Source organism: Mycobacterium sp. ABE4_509, assembly GCF_056160785.1.
Map to the genome: position 1 here is coordinate 59,274 of NZ_JBSWXU010000006.1, position 17,694 is coordinate 76,967.

Sequence of the window (17,694 nt, forward strand, 5' to 3'; positions counted from 1 at the left end):
CAGTAAACAATATATTACTTTGGGGTGCAGGGCAACTACGCGTCTTACTCGTGCCCCGGTCCACCCGCCGAGGTCACCTACACTCACGCCGGGCGGTCGATCCGCCTGCACGCTGCGGAGTTCATGCCAGCCCGACTTCGCAACGTCTCACCGAACGGCGGGGAGGTGCGGGCGATGACGAAACCGCGAGGCGTGGGCTTCGAGAAGATGGAAAACGCCATCGTCGATACCGCCGGAATTCTGTTCGAGCGAAAGGGCTTCAACCAGACCAGCCTTCAGGACATCGCCAAGGCGGTCGGGATGGCGCGACCATCGCTCTATCACTATTTCGAGAATCGGGACCAGATCCTTGCCGCCGGCATCGAAGTCCTGATCCAGCAACGGGACGCCACCACGCAAGAACTGCGTGGGGTCGGCGGCAACCCGGTAGAGCGCCTCACTGCGCTCATGCATGGGCTCGGCACCCTCGTCACCGAGCACCCGGTCTGGGTGCGGATCGCCCTTCGCGAAGAGGCCGCACTACCCGAGGACATCCGGGTCCGGGACCGCACCTCCCGGCTGGAGTTCTTCGAACTGGTCGTCCTGGCCCTTCGGGAAGGCGACGAACTCGGCTACCTGCGTGTGCACGACGAGCGCGCGACCGCCATGACCATCATCGCAGCGCTCACCAGCCTTCAGGGCCAGTACACGGCCACTGCCAACACCACGCCCGAGGAGACGACGCGGCTGGCTGTCGACGTGCTCCTGCACGGAGTGCTGAATCCCGCACGCCGCCCCGGCACCCGGTTGCAGCGCGGACTCGCGCTGATCCGCGAAGGCATGGAGCTCATAGAGCGGAGCCCGTCCTCGAGCTGAGCCGATGCGGACAGCCGAATCTGGCCGGATCCATATGGGGTAAACATTTTAGATATAGTATCTACATTGGCGTCATGCCGGATAGCGGCATGAGCGCATCACCGGCGCCAACAATCGCAAGATCGGCGGAAGGGAGCGATTCGTGCACAAGGTCGATGAGCTGGCATACATCGGGATCGGCGCAAACGATCTCGATGTGTGGTCGAAGTATGCCCGGGAAGTCCTCGGCCACGAGATCGCCGCGGACAGCGACAGCTCCAACCTGTACCTACGCATGGACGAGCGTCATCACCGATTCATCGTCCATCCGGCCGACAACGAACCCGAAGACGTCTCCTACGTCGGGTGGCAGGTTCGCGATGCCACCGCGATGGACGCGATCGCCGCCCAGGTCGAGGCCGCCGGGGTCCCTGTCATCGCCGGCAAACCCGAGGAGGCGGCGACACGGCGGGTGCTTGGCTTCGTGCACTTCACCGACCCACACTCGGGCATCCGCATGGAGGTGTCGTACGGACCGCAGGTCACGTTCCAGCCCTCCTACCGGCCGTCGCGCCCGATCTCGGGGTTCGTGACCGGCGCCCAGGGTCTTGGCCACTTCGTCACGTACGTACCCGATGTCGACGCGGCCGAGAACTTCTACAGCGAGACCATCGGCTTGGCGACATCGGATGCGCCCAACTTTCCCGGTGTCGGCAAGCTCGCTTCCTTCATGTACTGCAACCCACGGCATCATTCATTCGCCTTCTTCGGGAATCCGCAGCCCAAACGCCGCACCTACCACGTGATGCTCGAGCACACGAGTATCGACGACGTCGGCACGGCATTCGACCTCTGCCAGTCACAGGGCAAGGTGAAGGTGCAACTCGGCCGGCACAACAACGACCGGATGTTCTCGTTCTACACCGAAAGCCCGTCCGGCTGGCTGTTCGAACTCGGATGGGGTGCGCGCACCATCGATCCCGACACGTTCGCCATCGAGCACTTCAGCCTCGGCGGCGAGAACGGGATGGGCGAGTGGGGCCACGCCGGTCTGGCTGAATCCGCCTTTTGACCGGCCCCGGCGCGGGGAAGCCTATCCGAGACGACACACCGGCATTAAAATACGATATACCGAAGCAGTGCTGGCCGGCGAGTACGCTTAGCCGACCAGGTTTGGTATTTCACCTCCACCGGAAGGCGTGTCGCAATTGCTGGATACCGATGACGGCGGCGCCTTCTTCGCCAGCACGGAAAACAAGCGCCCGAACCACCAAAGCCTCAAAGAGCTGGCCGCGAACTACATCCGCGAAGGCGTCGTCTCTGGTCGGCTCGGCCCCGGCGCCAAGGTGGATCAAGACCAGATCGCCGAAGAACTGGGCATCAGCCGACTGCCCATCAGAGAGGCGTTGATCGAACTCACCGCGAAGGGTTTCGTCGAATCGATTCCTCGCCGGGGCGCATTCATCGTGAAGCTGACGACCGACGACATCGAGGACCACTACGAGGTGGTCAGCTTGCTCTTCGGGCTGACCGCACAGCGGGCAGCCGAGCGGATCAGCGACGAGAAGATCCGAGCCCTACAGAAGTTGCACACCGAGATAACCGGCGCCCAGGAGTCCTCGACGCGGCAGCGACTGCTCATGGAGTTCTACCGGATCATCAACCGTGTGGGGACCTCCGCACGTCTGCTTCTGACTCTCCAGTTCTTGGCTTTGGCACTCCCGAACGACTTCTACTTCAGCACGTCTCGGTGGCCCGCGACCGAGACGGTGTACCGCGAACGCATCCTCGACGCGCTCGAGAGCCACGATGCCGAGGCCGCCGTCAAGGCGACCCATGAACACTTCCGGGCGTGCGCGAAGGTCACGACCGACGCGCTCCGCTCGCGCGGATACTGGGCGGATTCCGACAATGCGAGTGAAGCAGCGAGCTGACAAGCACTCGGCGCTCCGAGCGAGTCAGCACCGTACGCCGTAGGACCGGGGCAGGCCGAGCACGTGCTCGGCGAGGTAGTTCAGGATCATCTCCTGTGGCACCGGCGCGATCCGCATCAGGCGGGCCTCACGCCAGTACCGCGACACGTCGTACTCGTGTGCGTAGCCGAATCCGCCGTGGGTCTGAACGGCTTGGTCCGCCGCGGCAAAAGCTGCCTCCGAGGCGAGCCACTTCGCCATGTTCGCCTGCTCGCCGCAGTGCAGTCCACTGTCATAGCGCCAGGCGGCCTCACGCACCACGAGTTCCGCGGCACGTAGCCGGGCATAGGCCTCAGCAAGGGGAAACGCGATCCCCTGGTTGGATCCGATCGGCGCGCCGTAGACCACCCGCTCGTTCGCATAGTCGACGGCTCGCGCGATGGCTGCCCGCCCGATCCCGATGGCTTCGGCCGCCACGAGGATCCGCTCCGGGTTGAGGCCGTGCAGCAGGTACTTGAAGCCCAGCCCCTCCTCCCCCACCCGGTCATCGACAGGCACGATGTGGTCGTCGAACGTGACCTCACATGACACGACCGCATTGCGGCCCACCTTGGGAATCGCGGTGATCCGGACCTCGGGCGCCTGTAGATCGGCCAACAACAAGGTCAGGCCATCGGTGCGCTTCTCGACTTCTTCGAGCGGTGTCGTCCGGACGAGCAACAACGTCTTCTGACACAACGACGCCTTGCTCATCCAGACCTTCTGGCCTCGGACGACGTAGTTGTCGCCGTCGCGCACCGCACGCGTGCGGATGTTCGTGGTATCGGTGCCGGCATCGGGCTCGGTCACACCGAACGCCACGTGCAGCTCACCGGCGGCGACGGCGGGCAGGTACTTCTTCCGCATCTCCTCGGTGCCGAACTTGGTGACCGGGTTCATTCCGAAGATGGACAGGTGGATCGCGCTGCACCCGTTCATGGCGGCACCCGAGGCCGCCACCTCCTCCAGCACGATCGATGCTTCCTCGATGCCACATCCGCCGCCGCCGTACTCCTCCGGGATGGCGATACCGATCCAGCCCCCTTCGGCGAGCGCCCTGTAGAACTCCCAGGGAAACTCATGCCGCTCATCGAGGACACGCCAGTATTCATCGGGGAAGTCGCGGCACACTTGCCGTACACCTTCACGAATGTCGTTGTGCAGATCGGATTCCGAGAAATCAGTCATGAATCTCCAGATCGTCGGTCAGTCAACAGATGCCGCCGGCATGGGGCGCCGGCACACGGCCTACGCCTCGTCCAGCGAGCTCAGGCGCGCGGAAAGCGCTCGCGCAGCCACCTCACGATGAGCTCGCCGGCACGCTGCCCGCCCGGAGGTCCGTCCGGGCTGGGAGATCCGCCGAAATGAGTCCCCGCAACGCGCTCATGGGTCTTGTCGGACGCACCGATCGCGTCGAACATCTCGCGGGCCACTGACGGGAACGTGGCCTGGTCGGCGGTGTACTCGATAAACAGGCTGGGGATCGTCACCTCGGGCACACACGTGCTGAAACGCGCGTTGCTACTGAGCCCCGACCAGGTGGAAAGCCAGGCGTCGGCCGTAGTGAGCCGACCGAACCCGGAGATCCCGAAGTTGATCAGATCCGGGCGGCGACCGTGGATGGACCCGTAGGGCCGATCTGAAGGGTCCAGCGACAAGTCCAGCGTCCGCGGGTCGGCGTCCGTGCGGTACACCGTGATGACCTTCGACATCACGCTCGCCCGGCGGTCAGCAGCGCTCCCGCTCGACCGGAACCGCTCCTTGGCCGCCATCCGTTCAGCGATCAGATGCCGGGCGTGCGCGTCGATCCGCGCCACCCGCGCCCGCTGCGCCGAACGGTAGCGCGCCAAGAACGCCGACGGATAGGTCGAACTGCCCGGCGGCTCACGAAAGCCGTTGGCCTCATCGAAGATATCCAGATCAGGAACCGTCGACAGTGGGTCGGATTCATCCGCAACGGCGCCGTCGATACATCCGAGTAACAGTTCCCCCTGCCCGGGGTGTGGTGCAGCGAATATCACTGCGTCCGGGACCGGAATCCTCGCTTCGGCGAGGCCGATCGGCTTGCCCCCCGGTGTCACCCGAATGCGGTTGTCAGGTTCCCGAGCGGCCTGCTGCACATAGAACGCGTACAGAGTCGCGCCTCCGGACGGGCCGCACGCGACGATGTGCTCGAAACCGCGGTCGCGCAACTGCGCGAAGCCCGCTGCAGCGTCGAGCACCGCCTCCTCGTGCACGAGCGTCAGGTCGTTGTTGACCGTCCGGGAACCTTGCGCCCATACCGCGAAGCCCGATTTCAGCAGAATCGGAATCAGGTAGTGCCGCGCAAGGTCCTGGCGAGGATGCATCAGCGTGACTACTGTCGTCGCGCCCTGCACGGTGTAGAGGATCCCCGGCACGACTGCGTCGTCGGCGGTCGCGACAGTGGTGACCGTCGTCGTCACCCCGTCGGGCATCGGCCCGGGTTTCATCCGCGGCCGGTAGCCCAACCGCGTGGCCGGTGCGCTCACGAGTCGCTGGCAGCCACGATGCGCAGGGCGTTCTTGTCGAACTGCACGACGTTGGCGTGGTCCAGCGCGCCAAGGCAGCTGTACCACACGGCGTGACGCGCGCCGGTGCTCACCCGGTCGATCGTGATCCCATCGGGGAAAGACAGTTCCACATACGCTCCGACGTGGCGCGTGTCGAGCTCGCTGTCACCGACCGCCGCCTTCCAGATCGGCTCGGTTTCGGGGATATCGGGGAAGAAGACACTAGGCATGGCTGACTCCCAGCTGCTCGGCGATGAGTTCGGCCTTGCGCTCCCATACCTTCGTCAGGGTGGGGTCGGGGCCGTTGGTGATGTCGATCAGGGCCTGGATCGAAATTTCGGTATCGACGGTGTCGGCCGTCTGCAGCGGCCGCAGCGGCCGGGAGATCTCGATGCTGTAGCCGTTGGGATCGAAGACATAGATCGATTCGATGAGCTCGTGTGTGACGCGAAACCTCAGCTCGTAGCCGCCCTCTTCGATTCGGCGCTGATAGCCGTCGAGCTCTTCGACGGTGTCGACCGCCAGGGCGAGATGGCGCGCCTTGTTGATGCGGTCGGGGACGTTGGGGTCGCGGTACTCGGGCACGTCGAAGTAGTAGAAGAACGCAATGGTCCCGCCGGCGCCGATGTCGAAGAAGAAGTGCGCGAAATCCGGATGGGGAATGTTGCCCCATCCCGGCGCCAGGATGCAGTGCTTGAGCGGGAAACCGAGTACGTCCCGGTAGAAGTGAACGGTCTCCTCGAGTTTCCAGGTCGGGTAGGCGACGTGATCGACGCCCCGCATGCCCCCGGCGAGTTTCGTATTCATCGTCATTTCCTCACTTTCTCTGGCGCGCCTGCAGTTTCCACCCAGCCGCGCAGAACATCCTTTCGAACCTTGCCCACTCCGGTCTTGGGCAACTCGTCGACGAGGACGAGCCGCTCCGGCCACTTGAACTTGGCGACTCCGCGTGCGTCGAGGTGCTCGACGAGTCGCAATCGCAGTTCCTCCACATCGACGTCGACGTTGCCGGACTCGGGTACCACGACGACGCAGATCCTCTCTCCCAGAGCGTGATCAGGTATTCCAACAGCTGCCACCTCACGCACCTCTGGATGGTCGTGCAGGAGCAACTCCAGCTCCGGAGCCATGACTTTCTCCCCACCCCTGCTTATCTGGTCCTTGACCCGGCCCGTCACGACGAAGCAGCGGCGGCCACCGATGGACTCCACCCGCCCGAGATCGCCGGAACGTAGGAACCCGTCCGAGGTGAACGCAGAATGTTCATCGCCGAGATAGGTCCGGATCACGCTGGGCCCCCTGAAGGTCAGCTCTCCCACTTCGCCGTCAGGAACGGGCTCTTCGGTCTCGATGGCTCGGACTACGACTTCATCGTGCGCGCCTATCGTCGAACCCACCGTGTAGCGCCGGATCTCCGGCGGATCGTCGGGCGACGCGGCAAGATGCACTCCCTCGCCCATCCCGAAGCTTCCGATAGCAGTCGCACCGAACATCCGCTCGGCCTGGGCTGACATCTCCGGCCGGACGAACACCCACATGAATTGCTCGACGGAGCTGAAGTCACAGTCAACCCGCGCGCTGTACTCCACCAGTGGGCGAAATGCCGCCATGTTGAAGTGCATCCAGCTGACCCGATAACGTTCGATCAGCCCGACGAGCAGCTCGGCGTCGACCGAACGACCGAGAACGACGGTGCCGCCGACGAAATGGGTCGGCACCATTACCGTGCCCAGCCCCGCATGGTGCATGACCGGGATGAAATGCAGAGTCACGGTCTGCTCATCCCATCGAAAATTCCTCGACCATCGCGCCGCGATCGACAGGTAGGTGGCATGTGTATGCGGAATCACCTTCGGCACACCCGTCGTGCCACCCGAGAGCTGAAAAAGCGCAACACGGTCCGGCGACAGCCCACGCTGGATCTCGTCCACCGTCTGGCTCGCACGGACAGGGTCGGCATCATGAATCAGCTCTTCGAGCGACCGCACGCCGTCCGAAGAATCCCCGCGGGCGACGACACGCACTGCGACCTGCGGGCACCTGTCAGCCAGTTCTGAGCTCAAGGCTGCCAGGTCATACGTACGGTAGTCGGCCTGAAAGATGTGGGCCCGCGCTCCGGTCGCCATGGCGATGTTGGTGACTTCATGGAGCCGATGGTTCGGGATACTGCAGACCGGGATGAGCCCAGCCTTGAGGACGCCGTAGAAGGCGATGACGGCCTCGAGCTCGTTGCCCATCTGGAAGATGACGGGGTCGCCGGGTTTCAGTCCGGCATCGACCAGGCCGAGGGCCAAGGCATCCGAGCGCCCATCGAGCTCCTGATAGGTCAGCGAGCCCTCGACAGTTGCGATGGCAAGCCCTGCCGGCCGGCGGGCAGCATGACCGCGGAACACCTCGACGATCGTTCGGTCGCTCCACTCTCCGGCGGCGCGGTAGCGCTCGGCCTCGGCCCCGAATGCGCCAATCACGCGCTCGACGTCGGCGCGCAGGTTCGTTTCGGTCATGCGAAGATCCACCTTCTCTGGCTCTCTCCCAGCAGAAGCCGACCGAAACGCAGGTCTGTGAAGTGGGCGGCGCCGATGGCAACATCGCTACCTTCGTACTCCCGCGCGAGCTGAGTCGCGGTCCTGCGTGCAAGCGCCGGATCGACGTCACCGATCGTAAGCCACTCGTCCTCGACCAACTCGGCCGGGCAGTGCACGACATCGCCGAGTAGAACGGCGCGTTGGTCGTTGCCGGAGAGCACCACGATCGACGACCCCGGGGTGTGGCCAGGGGCATGCACGACGTCGACCCCCGGCGCCAGCGTCGTATCGGCACTCCAGCACTTCATCACCGGCGCCATCACCGCCAGCTTCTCCGGCGCACCCATCGCGCCACCGTTGGTGAAGTAGTCCCAGTCGGCCTGGTGACAGTGGTAGGTGGCATTCGGAAACACGATTCGATCACCGACCGCACCCCACCCGACGTGATCGAGATGCAAATGGGTGAACAGCACGTCGGTGATGTCCTGCACAGCGGTGCCCAGGCGGTCCAGCATCGCGCCGCCGGGCAGTGTGCTGTTCCCGAGTGGTCGGTCCTCGGGCCCCACACCCGCGTCGACCAGGATGACCCGGTCGCGGGACCGCACCACGTAACCGCCGAGCGTCAACGGAAGGTAGCCGTCTGCGTCGAGCAACCAGGAATGGCGCGACCAGTCGACAGCCGAGGTCTTGTCGTATGTCTTCGTCGGCACCACACGCGAGACGCTGTCCACCACCGGGGTGACAGTGATTTCTCCAACGCTGATCATGACCGCGTCAGCAACCTGCTCGAGTCGGGGCGGTGCCCAATGCAGCACCACAGGACAACGGAGCCACCCCGACGGCCACATCTGACGCCTCGGCCCGAACTTCGAGTAGCCCCACCCAGGCTGCAGTCCCCACGGCCTCATCCCCTCCTCGAATCGACACTCATGATGATAAAGCTACGCTGACGTCGAGACAATAGAATATGATATACATAACTCCTCGGTTATCAGTTCCGCCGACCGGCGCCAGGCGCACAAGACGCAGACGTTCGGTTCGCATGGCGTTCTGCCACCTCGCGTCGACTTCGACCCCGACGCACATTAGTGGCGCACCGACGCGCCGACAGCACCCCGGCCGGCAGCCCATCGTCGCACTTCTCGACACGAATCACCGTTGCAGCTCAACGCCATTCGGCAGAGAGGTGCAACGGGGCGGACGCCAGTGAGGCTCGTTACGGTCTAGACCCCAGCGACAGTTTCGGATAAAGTATCCAACATGCTCCCCGTTGGACTGGTTGCATAGCGACGAACCTGCCAGCGCTGAGCGCCACACTGGAGGCGGGTGTCCAGCACCCACCTCCGGACCGGGTGGACCGGAGAAAGGGATCCACGTGCCCATCGAGCCGACCATGACAATCGGCGGCAAACCCGCCACCAGCGACGTCTGGATCGACGTCCACAACCCAGCGGACCTCAAGACGGTCGTCGGCCGCTACCCGAACGGATCGGCTGCGCATGCAGCGAGCGCAGTGCAGGCTGCCGTTGAGGCCTTCCCGGCTTGGAGCGCAACTCCGCCGGCCGACCGCGGCGCACTGCTCATGCAGGCGGCAGCTGTCGCCGGCGAGCGCAGCACCGAGCTGGCCCCGATCCTGACCGCCGAGAACGGCAAGACGCTCATGGAGTCGTTCATCGACTTCGGGATGGCGGCCATGACCATCGCCTACTATGCGCCTCACCCCGAGTACCTCGACGACAAGGTGATCGAGAACGAAACCCGCCGCTTGCGGGTGGTGAAGCAGCCCCACGGCGTGGTCGCGGCGATCGTCCCCTGGAATTTCCCGGTCGGACTGGCCTGCGGCAAGATCGGCCCCGCACTGATGGCCGGCAACACGGTGGTCGTCAAGGTTCCCGAGTTCGCTCCGCTGGCCACCCTGGAAGCCCTCGGCGCCTTCGCGGCAGTCTTCCCACCGGGTGTGCTCAACGTGGTTTCGGGCTTCGGCCCAGAGGTGGGATCTGCCTTGGTCAGGGACCCACGCGTGCGCAAGGTCGCGTTCGTCGGCAGCACCGCCACGGGCAAAGCCGTGATGGCCGACGCTGCGGCGCATCTGGCCAGCGTCACACTCGAACTCGGCGGCAACGACGCCGCGCTCATCCTCGGCGATGCCGAGCTCGGGGAGCAGGCGATCACACGGATCGTCAGTGGTGCCTTCGCCGACGCCGGCCAGATCTGCTTCGCGATCAAGCGGCTCTACGTCCATGAGTCGCGCTACGACGAGCTCGTCGAGAAACTCAAGACTGCGGTCGGTCAACTGGTCGTCGGCGACGGCATACGGCCCGAGGTGACGATGGGGCCACTCAACAATGAGCGCCAATTCAGCAAGGTGACCGAACTGCTCGCCGACGCAAAGCAGTCGGGCCTCGATGTGGTGGAACTGGGTTCATACGCCGAGGGCACCGACCCGGCCGGCGGCTACTTCATGCTGCCGCACCTGGTGCTCGACCCGCCGGACGGGGCCACGGTCGTCAGCTGCGAGCAGATGGGGCCCATCCTGCCCGTGATGAAGTTCTCCGACGATGACGAAGCCGTGCGTCGGGCGAACGACAGCGAATACGGACTGGCCAGCTCGGTGTGGTCGAGAGATCTCGACAAGGCCTTCGCCGTGGCAGCACGCATCGAAGCCGGCTGCACATTCGTCAACAGTCACAACCTGTCGAGCGTCGACGTCGACGGCCCCTTCGGCGGGTTCAAGCAGAGCGGCGTCGGCCAGGAGTTCGGCGGTGAGCATGGCCTGCTCGAGTACACGCAATTCCACACGATCACCGACAACTGCGTCGGGATGTGAACACCGAGATGGCTGCCCCCGATACCTAGCGGGGGGCACCCATCGGAGCACGTTCGCACGCCACCGTCTTCAGGAGGAGACAACACGAAATGAACAGTGTGTCGGTATCTTTGGCCTCATCGGGACCGCTGAGCCATCGATGGTTGGCGGTGGCCCATCCAGAAGATGTGGTGAACAGCCCGGCCGCCGTACGACTACTGGGTCGCGATCTCGTTCTGTGGCGCAGCCCCGATGGAGCCGTCGTTGCAGCTCCGGTCCAGTGCACGCACAGCAAGGCAGACCTGACCAAGGGCGAGGTGAGCGACGGGCGGCTCGCGTGCCCGAAGCACGGTTGGACCTTCGGGGACCAAGGCCGTTGCGTCTTCAAGCCCTCTGGACTTCCCATCAATGACAAGGCGCACCTCAAGACGCATCGGTGCGCCGAGCACTACGGGCTCATCTGGGTGGCTCTCAGCGACCCAACATCGCCCGTCGTCGACATCGCCACCGACGTCGACTCGAGGTGTCGCCGAATTCACAGCGACGTCTCCCTGTGGCAGTCGAATCCGATCCAGATCATCACCAGCGTTCTGGCCCAGAAGAATTCGATGTTCGATCGCGTCACCGCCGAGGTGCCATTCATCGTCCGCAGCACCTCGAAGTCCGATGGCGGCACTGAGACCCACCGGCTACTGACATGCTCCCCCGTCGACAATCGCAGTTCACTCGTGACGTCGGTGGTGTGGACCAGCCGCCGCTCGACCGAAGACGATCGAGCGCTCGTTGCCGCGGCCTCTGCGGACCTGCCACAGGCCCGGGCCGCCGCGGAAAGTGCGGTGGTTGCGGTACCGGTGGTCGATTTCACCCCCGACGATGAGCCGGACACCGCCGACTGGAAGCACAGGCTGCTGGCCCTTTTCGAGCGCACCACAGCCTGAGCCGAAGGATCCGGCAGAGGCCCCCGGCGCACCGACGCATAGGGGCCCTCCACTCGACCTAGTCACGACCCAGACGCTCGCCGCTCAACCGACCGCACCCTATTCGCACATTATTGATATTATATCTAGACTTCGGGCAGGAATGAGGTTAGTCTCTCCTTATAGCGCTTCGTCAATCTGCCCGACTCGAGGACGGTGAACCGTGTTCGTCTGCTTGTGCACCGGCGTGACCAGCCAGGCGGTCACCGACCTGGTCGCCCAAGGCGCATCCAGCACGAAAGACATCGCGAGAGCGTGTGGCGCCGGCATGGACTGCGGACGGTGTCGTCGAACCGTCCGCGCAACGATATTGGCCGCAAAGACACAATGCAGTCCCGTTCCCGGTAGCTGCCGCAACGCACACGAAACCTGTTCGCTCGAATGCCCTCGAACATCCGACGCATCCTCGGCCGGTGACAGGCGTGTGCGAGCGTTCGGCCTGACAGACCGTGCCGGTAACCCCCAGGACGCCCTTCGAGACGCCAGAGGTTACCTGGCTGCAGGCGACCCACACGCAGCACAGCAAGCCAACACCTGAAGGCCGGGCCCTGCGGGCAGGCCTCGCAGACCGCGACCGCTGCTCGGGCCGGCACATAGTCGAACGACGTTCCCAAAACCACCACTACCCGATCGTTAGAGGAAATCCATGCGTGCAGAACAGAGCTCACCGGGTGTCGGCACCAGCAGTCCACTCGACGTCATCGCCGACGAAGCCATCCAGATCTGGACGATCGATCTGCCTCATATCGGCAATGCGATTACCGACAAGGCGTTCATTTCGGCATTCGAATCCGCGGTCGACGCGGCCAACGACGACGTCGCCCTTGGCGCGGTGATCCTGACCGGCGCAGGACAGATCTTTTCCGCTGGCGGCAACGTCAAGGAAATGGCCGACCGCACAGGAATGTTCGGCCTCGCTCCCCTCGATCAGCGACGCGCCTACATCGACGGAATCCAACGGATCCCGCGTGCCGTCAGTCGTCTCGAGGTTCCCTTGATCGCAGCCGTGAACGGACCTGCCATCGGCGCGGGCTGCGACCTGGCCATGATGTGCGACATCCGGGTCGCATCCGAACGGGCGTCGTTCGCTGAGAGCTTCGTGCAGATCGGTCTCATCCCCGGCGACGGAGGTAGCTGGTTTCTGCCCCGAGCCGTCGGCTACGAACGCGCCGCTGAGATGACCCTCACCGGCGACCGCATCGACGCCACGACAGCATACGAATGGGGCATGGTCAGCCGCGTGGTACCCCACGATGACCTACTACCCGAGGCTCGCGCACTCGCCGAACGGATTACCAAGAATCCCAACCACGCGGTGCGAATGGCGAAGCGACTGCTCCAGGAGTCACGGACTGGCGGCGGTATGGATTCGACTCTCGCGATGGCCGCAGCCATGCAGCCGTTGGCGCACGCCGACCCGGCACATGCTCAGCGCATCAGCCGGTGGCGAAGCGAGCAGTAGGTCCGGGTCTGTGGCGGCCGCATCTCACCGCTCACAGTAGGCAGCGCCGCGTCTCGCCAATGCCGGCCCCTTCGGGCCAGCATGCTCATGCACATATCGCCCTGACCATCAACAGAATTGGGGCAACAGGACGTCAAGTTTCGTGTTCGGCGGTGTGTCCTGCTTCTCCACCCGGCATGAGTAGCATCCGTCGGCGCTCGCGGGCTTAGCTTCCGGGTTGGGGACGGGATCGGGCGTTTCCCTGCCGCCACGGACCGCGGTGCCTGCAATCAGTTTTCCAGCGCCTCCACTCGCGGGAAAGCAATGCACTCTGGGAATGGGGGCGGCATCACACGACAATCGGATCCTGAGTGTCGTTGTCGGCGGGAATTTCTTGCATCTTCTTCGCTACCACAAAACGACTACATACCCCGTCGTATATAGTTTCGGAATCGATGATGTGGAAATTTGCACTTCGAACCAAATCATCTAGCTCAGCGCCCGTGATCCTCCGTATAGGGATGGGGATTATTCCGGTCTTGCACAATATTCGGACAATCTGCATTCGCACATGAACTGGAGGTGACATCTTGTCCCGTAGACAAGGCGTCACTGAAATGACCACCCCGCTAGGCTTGAGCAGCTCGTACATCCTCTGCAGCACCTTCGCCGGGTTGGGTACTGTGTGCAGCACATTGAAAGCCAAGACAGCGTCGAAGGATGCCGCTTCGTACGCGTCATCGAAGATATCCGCTCGCGCGAAACCGATATTAGCGATGCTGCTCACATCTGCCTTCTTTTTCGCTGCTTCTATCATATTCGTTGATATGTCAACGGCATGGATTTCTTTTACATGCTTGGCCAGCTCACAAGCTGTGGCGCCTGTTCCACATCCATAATCCAGAACAGTATCGCTACCATTGAGGTATTTCTTGGCGTTGCCTCTACTTTTGCTGTGAATATGCGCAAATCGTTCCTCGTTCTTGTCGTAGCTGCTTGCGGAATTGTCCCAGAACTCTTCCGGCGTATTCATTCTCTGCAGTCCTTGCGCAATTGTCGGAACGTTTGTCGGCCGTATCGACGGCGGGAAGGCGGAGAGGATCACGGTAACTGTCCCGTCGCGCAGGTCGGCGCGACCGGGCCGACCAAGATCCAGGCGGCCACCGCAACCAGGGCCAGCAACAGCACGGCCGCCACAACATGGCCGAGCGGTCGCCAGCAGTCTTTGACGGCGCCGAGGCGCTCGGGCTGCAACTTCACGCTATTGACTCCTCCGCCGAGTCCGAGTCAACCGATCCGCGGTGTCTGGGTGTCGGCGGCATTGACGATGTCTGGTACCACGACCAGCACGGTCTTGCCCCGGCTATGGCCCGTCTCGATAGTGCGTAGCGCACGTGCAGCCTCGCTGAGGGGGTAGGTCGCATCGAGAACGGGCCGCACTGTGCCGGCGTCGACGAGGCGGACGATTTCCTCGAGCCGCTCCGCCGCGGGTTTGAGTTGCAGCGTGCGGACACGGCCCGACCGCGACTTGAACCAAGCCGTGCCGGCCAAGCCTTCGAGCATCTGCCGGATGCTTCCGCCGACCATGATGTACCGGCCGCCCGGCCGCAGGCAGGCAAAATATCGGCGTAACGGGACGTAGCCGTTGACGCCGAGGATGACGTCCCAGGTGTCACCCCGGGTGGTGAAATCCTCGGTCGTGTAGTCGATGATTTCGTCGGCTCCGAGGTCGCGCATCAGGTCGCGCTTGGCGGTGCTGCATACCGCGGTCACCTTGGCTCCGAGCGCCTTGGCAATCTGCACGGCGAAGCTCCCGACGCCGCCGCTGGCACCATGAATCAGTACGTCGTCACCGGGCTCGATGCGGGCCTCGTCGCGCAGCGCCTGCAGCGCGGTTTCCCCGGCCAGCGGGAGAGTCGCTGCTTGCGCGAACGTGAGAGTGTGCGGCTTGGCGGCGACCCGGGTCTCGCGGACCACCGCCAGCTCGGCGTACCCGCCCCAGCCGCAGTCGTACAGGTTGGCGATGACTTCGTCACCCGGCGCGACGCGGCTTGCGTCAACCCCGCATGCGACGACCACCCCGGATATGTCGGCGCCCGGTGCGGTAATGGCGGGCCGACGGAGGCCGTACGTGAGGCGCACGAACGCGGGATCAGCGCGCACGATACGCCAGTCCACGGCATTGAGGCCGGCGGCGTGGACCCGGATCAGCACTTCCTCTGGGCCGGGGCGGGGGTCAGGCACATCGCGGATCGTCAGGACTTCAGGAGCCCCGTACCGGGGGCAAAACACAGCTTGCATGTCCCCAATGTTGCGAAACCCCCGCCGACCGCACATCGGACGTCCGGTCGATTCCGGCCTGGTCTTTCAGCCGGATCGAACTCATACTCGCGGCCGATGACCAAAGCAGCGCAGCGTTCCTACACTCAAGGGGTGTTGTCGGGGAAGCGAGCGTCAGCACAGGTGCGGGCCTTGTGGCAGCTACCTCAGCCTGGTCCGCGCCCTGTTGTGCGCTGGCAAGACGCAGCGCTCGGTGGCGCCTGCCTGGTCGCAGTCGTATTCGAGGTGGTTTTCCAGCAGGAGATCGTCCGGCCGCTGCCGGCGCTCCTCGCCGGCGTGGCTCTCGGCTGTCTTCTGCCGTGGCGCAACCGACGTCCGCAGCTGGCGTGCACCGTCGCATTCAGCGGGCTGACGGTGTTGGATATCGTGACGCTCGCGGCGTCCGAGCGGGCACCCGAGTTCCACAGCGCCGCATTCGTGCTGTTCTTTCCCTATGCTGTGTTCCGCTGGGGGGCAGGCCGCGAAATTCTCATCAGTTCCGCGGTCATGTCCGCGTCCTGGTTCGTCAGTATCTGGGCGGACTCCTGGTCGGCTGGAGACGCGGTTGGCGGGGCCGCGGTGCTGAGCGTCTCAGCAGTCGCCGGCGCTGCGGTCCGCGCAGGTGCTGCAACCCGTCGCCGCGAACTCGATACAGCCAGGATGCGCGAACGTGAGCGCCTCGCACGCGAGCTGCACGACAGCGTCGCCCATCACGTTTCGGCCATTGCCGTACAGGCCCAAGCAGGTCGCGCCGTCGCCGAGACGGCGCCCGGGGCAGTCACCAACACACTTGCCGCGATCGAAACCGCGGCATCTCAGGCACTTGCGGAGATGCGTGCAACTGTCCGCGCACTTCGTGGTGGCAACGGGGATGACCTCGCGACGCTGCCCGGTGTCGCCGATCTGCCGCAGCTGGCAGCCGCCGGCGGGAAAGGATCGGCGGCCGTGGTCGTGCATCTGCATGGTGACCTCGGAAACCTCTCGGTTCCGGTCGATTTGGCTGTCTATCGCATCGCTCAGGAAGCGGTCACCAATGCCGTGCGCCACGCACACGGCGCCACGCGGGTGGAGGTTCATCTCCACGGCGACCACAGGCGCGTGCGGCTCACCGTGACCGATGACGGCCAGCCGACACGAACAACATCGCCCAGGTCTAGGCGAGGTTACGGCCTCGAAGGCATGCGAGAACGGGTGGCGATGCTCAGTGGCACCATCTCGGTCGGGCCCCGGCGGCAGCGGGGCTGGCGGGTCGACGTGGAACTACCCCGCGGGTCGTCCGCATCGTGACAACAACCGTCATGGTGGCCGACGACCAGGATCTAGTCCGCACCGGCCTGCGCATGATCCTCGACGCACAGGCCGGTATCGAGGTTGTCGGTGAGGCCGCCGACGGGCGAGAAGCGGTAGAGCTGGCGCGCCGCCTCCGGCCCGACGTGTGCCTTATCGACATACGTATGCCCGAGCTCGACGGTATCGAAGCGACGCGCCAGCTCGCCGGATCCGAGGTGACCCACCCGATACCGGTGGTCGTGATCACGACGTTCGACCTCGACGAGTACGTCCACCGCGCGCTGAAGGCAGGAGCCCGCGGCTTTCTGCTAAAAGACGCCGGACCGCAGCTTCTGACCCAGGCGGTGCACGCCGCCGCCGCTGGCGACGCCCTCATCGCGCCGAACATCACCGCCCGACTGTTGGCCAAGTTCGCCGAAACGGCGGGCGCGCAACCACCACAGCCCGTCGAACCGCTCACAGCTCGCGAGGAAGAAATCCTTCGTCAGGTCGCACGGGGCCTCACCAACGCCGAGATAGCCGGGCAACTCTATGTCAGTCTCAGCACAGTCAAGACGCACCTAGCAAGCCTGATGACCAAGCTTGGTGTCCGCAATCGCGTCGAGATCGCGATCTGGGCACATGAAACCGGTCGGATCAGCCGCTGACACAGCCGGGTACGGCGGCGGAACGGTCCGCAAGGACAGTTTGCTGGGGACCGGAGAGAACTCATGCGTCAGTCGCACCGACACTGTTCGACTGATCCCTGGCTACAAACACAAATGCCTGTGCCCCCCAACAGAATTGGGGGGCACAGGACTTCAATTTGTGTTCGGCGGTGTCCTACTTTTCCACCCGGTATGGGTAGTATCATCGGCGCTGGCAGGCTTAGCTTCCGGGTTCGGGATGGGACCGGGCGTTTCCCTGCCGCTATGGACCGCCGTAACTCTATTCACTCGTTTTTGAGTGATCCCCGTTTTGTGGGGAAGTGTTATTTGGTGGTGGGGTGTGGTGTCACGCAGCAACCCGGGGGTTGTTGG

General features: G+C 64.1%; 17 protein-coding genes, 1 rRNA gene and 1 pseudogene. 9 read left to right on the plus strand and 10 right to left on the minus strand.

Annotated elements, in window-relative coordinates; all coding sequences use genetic code 11:
- Positions 1-174 precede the first annotated feature (174 nt).
- The 3 genes from ACXAID_RS02585 to ACXAID_RS02595 all read left to right on the plus strand — a co-directional run bounded on the left by ACXAID_RS02585 (position 175) and on the right by ACXAID_RS02595 (position 2,768).
- On the plus strand, positions 175-855 hold the full coding sequence (locus ACXAID_RS02585) for a TetR/AcrR family transcriptional regulator (protein ID WP_475020612.1): 681 nt from the start codon (positions 175-177) through the stop codon (positions 853-855).
- A 142-nt stretch (positions 856-997) separates the two neighbouring features.
- Complete coding sequence (locus ACXAID_RS02590; RefSeq protein ID WP_475020613.1) at positions 998-1,906, plus strand: VOC family protein; 909 nt, start codon at positions 998-1,000, stop codon at positions 1,904-1,906.
- Positions 1,907-2,033: 127 nt separating this feature from the next.
- Positions 2,034-2,768, plus strand: coding sequence for a GntR family transcriptional regulator (locus ACXAID_RS02595; RefSeq protein WP_475020614.1), 735 nt, complete (start codon positions 2,034-2,036; stop codon positions 2,766-2,768).
- A 24-nt stretch (positions 2,769-2,792) separates the two neighbouring features.
- Here ACXAID_RS02595 and ACXAID_RS02600 read toward each other — a convergent pair whose 3' ends face one another.
- The 6 genes from ACXAID_RS02600 to ACXAID_RS02625 all read right to left on the minus strand — a co-directional run bounded on the left by ACXAID_RS02600 (position 2,793) and on the right by ACXAID_RS02625 (position 8,576).
- Positions 2,793-3,974 (minus strand): acyl-CoA dehydrogenase family protein, encoded by a 1,182-nt coding sequence (locus tag ACXAID_RS02600; RefSeq protein ID WP_475020615.1) that lies wholly within the window; start codon positions 3,972-3,974, stop codon positions 2,793-2,795.
- 80 nt (positions 3,975-4,054) lie between these two features.
- Positions 4,055-5,296, minus strand: a complete 1,242-nt coding sequence (locus ACXAID_RS02605) for an alpha/beta hydrolase (protein ID WP_475020616.1) — start codon at positions 5,294-5,296, stop codon at positions 4,055-4,057.
- Entirely contained in the window at positions 5,293-5,547 is a 255-nt protein-coding gene (locus ACXAID_RS02610; protein WP_475020617.1) for a hypothetical protein, read from the minus strand. The genes ACXAID_RS02605 and ACXAID_RS02610 overlap by 4 nt, the downstream gene beginning before the upstream one ends.
- Positions 5,540-6,130, minus strand: a complete 591-nt coding sequence (locus ACXAID_RS02615; RefSeq protein ID WP_475020618.1) for a VOC family protein — start codon at positions 6,128-6,130, stop codon at positions 5,540-5,542. The genes ACXAID_RS02610 and ACXAID_RS02615 overlap by 8 nt, the downstream gene beginning before the upstream one ends.
- Positions 6,127-7,821 (minus strand): AMP-binding protein, encoded by a 1,695-nt coding sequence (locus ACXAID_RS02620; RefSeq protein ID WP_475020619.1) that lies wholly within the window; start codon positions 7,819-7,821, stop codon positions 6,127-6,129. The genes ACXAID_RS02615 and ACXAID_RS02620 overlap by 4 nt, the downstream gene beginning before the upstream one ends.
- Positions 7,818-8,576: an MBL fold metallo-hydrolase gene (locus ACXAID_RS02625; RefSeq protein WP_475020620.1), complete on the minus strand. Its 759-nt coding sequence runs from the start codon at positions 8,574-8,576 to the stop codon at positions 7,818-7,820. The genes ACXAID_RS02620 and ACXAID_RS02625 overlap by 4 nt, the downstream gene beginning before the upstream one ends.
- 659 nt (positions 8,577-9,235) lie before the next feature.
- Here ACXAID_RS02625 and ACXAID_RS02630 point away from each other — a divergent pair.
- From ACXAID_RS02630 to ACXAID_RS02645, 4 genes and pseudogenes are all read left to right on the plus strand, one after another.
- A complete protein-coding gene (locus tag ACXAID_RS02630) occupies positions 9,236-10,669 on the plus strand; it encodes an aldehyde dehydrogenase family protein (protein WP_475020621.1) in 1,434 nt (477 codons plus the stop codon).
- Positions 10,670-10,758: 89 nt separating this feature from the next.
- A complete protein-coding gene (locus tag ACXAID_RS02635; protein ID WP_475020622.1) occupies positions 10,759-11,586 on the plus strand; it encodes a Rieske 2Fe-2S domain-containing protein in 828 nt (275 codons plus the stop codon).
- Between the two features lie 202 nt (positions 11,587-11,788).
- Positions 11,789-11,962: pseudogene (locus ACXAID_RS02640) on the plus strand ((2Fe-2S)-binding protein); the annotation flags it as partial.
- Between the two features lie 309 nt (positions 11,963-12,271).
- A complete protein-coding gene (locus tag ACXAID_RS02645; protein WP_475020623.1) occupies positions 12,272-13,087 on the plus strand; it encodes an enoyl-CoA hydratase-related protein in 816 nt (271 codons plus the stop codon).
- 328 nt (positions 13,088-13,415) lie between these two features.
- Here the strand turns inward: ACXAID_RS02645 and ACXAID_RS02650 are convergent, their stop codons facing one another.
- From ACXAID_RS02650 to ACXAID_RS02660, 3 genes are all read right to left on the minus strand, one after another.
- Entirely contained in the window at positions 13,416-14,099 is a 684-nt protein-coding gene (locus ACXAID_RS02650; protein WP_475020624.1) for a class I SAM-dependent methyltransferase, read from the minus strand.
- Positions 14,100-14,167: 68 nt separating this feature from the next.
- On the minus strand, positions 14,168-14,326 hold the full coding sequence (locus tag ACXAID_RS02655) for a hypothetical protein (RefSeq protein WP_475020625.1): 159 nt from the start codon (positions 14,324-14,326) through the stop codon (positions 14,168-14,170).
- A gap of 27 nt (positions 14,327-14,353) precedes the next feature.
- Entirely contained in the window at positions 14,354-15,367 is a 1,014-nt protein-coding gene (locus tag ACXAID_RS02660) for an NAD(P)-dependent alcohol dehydrogenase (protein WP_475020626.1), read from the minus strand.
- A 96-nt stretch (positions 15,368-15,463) separates the two neighbouring features.
- Here ACXAID_RS02660 and ACXAID_RS02665 point away from each other — a divergent pair, with 96 nt between their 5' ends.
- Both ACXAID_RS02665 and ACXAID_RS02670 read left to right on the plus strand, forming a co-directional pair.
- Entirely contained in the window at positions 15,464-16,672 is a 1,209-nt protein-coding gene (locus ACXAID_RS02665; RefSeq protein ID WP_475020627.1) for a sensor histidine kinase, read from the plus strand.
- An 11-nt stretch (positions 16,673-16,683) separates the two neighbouring features.
- Entirely contained in the window at positions 16,684-17,322 is a 639-nt protein-coding gene (locus ACXAID_RS02670; RefSeq protein WP_475020628.1) for a response regulator, read from the plus strand.
- Between the two features lie 162 nt (positions 17,323-17,484).
- Here ACXAID_RS02670 and rrf read toward each other — a convergent pair.
- Positions 17,485-17,599 (minus strand): 5S ribosomal RNA (gene rrf, locus ACXAID_RS02675).
- Positions 17,600-17,694: the final 95 nt, after the last annotated feature.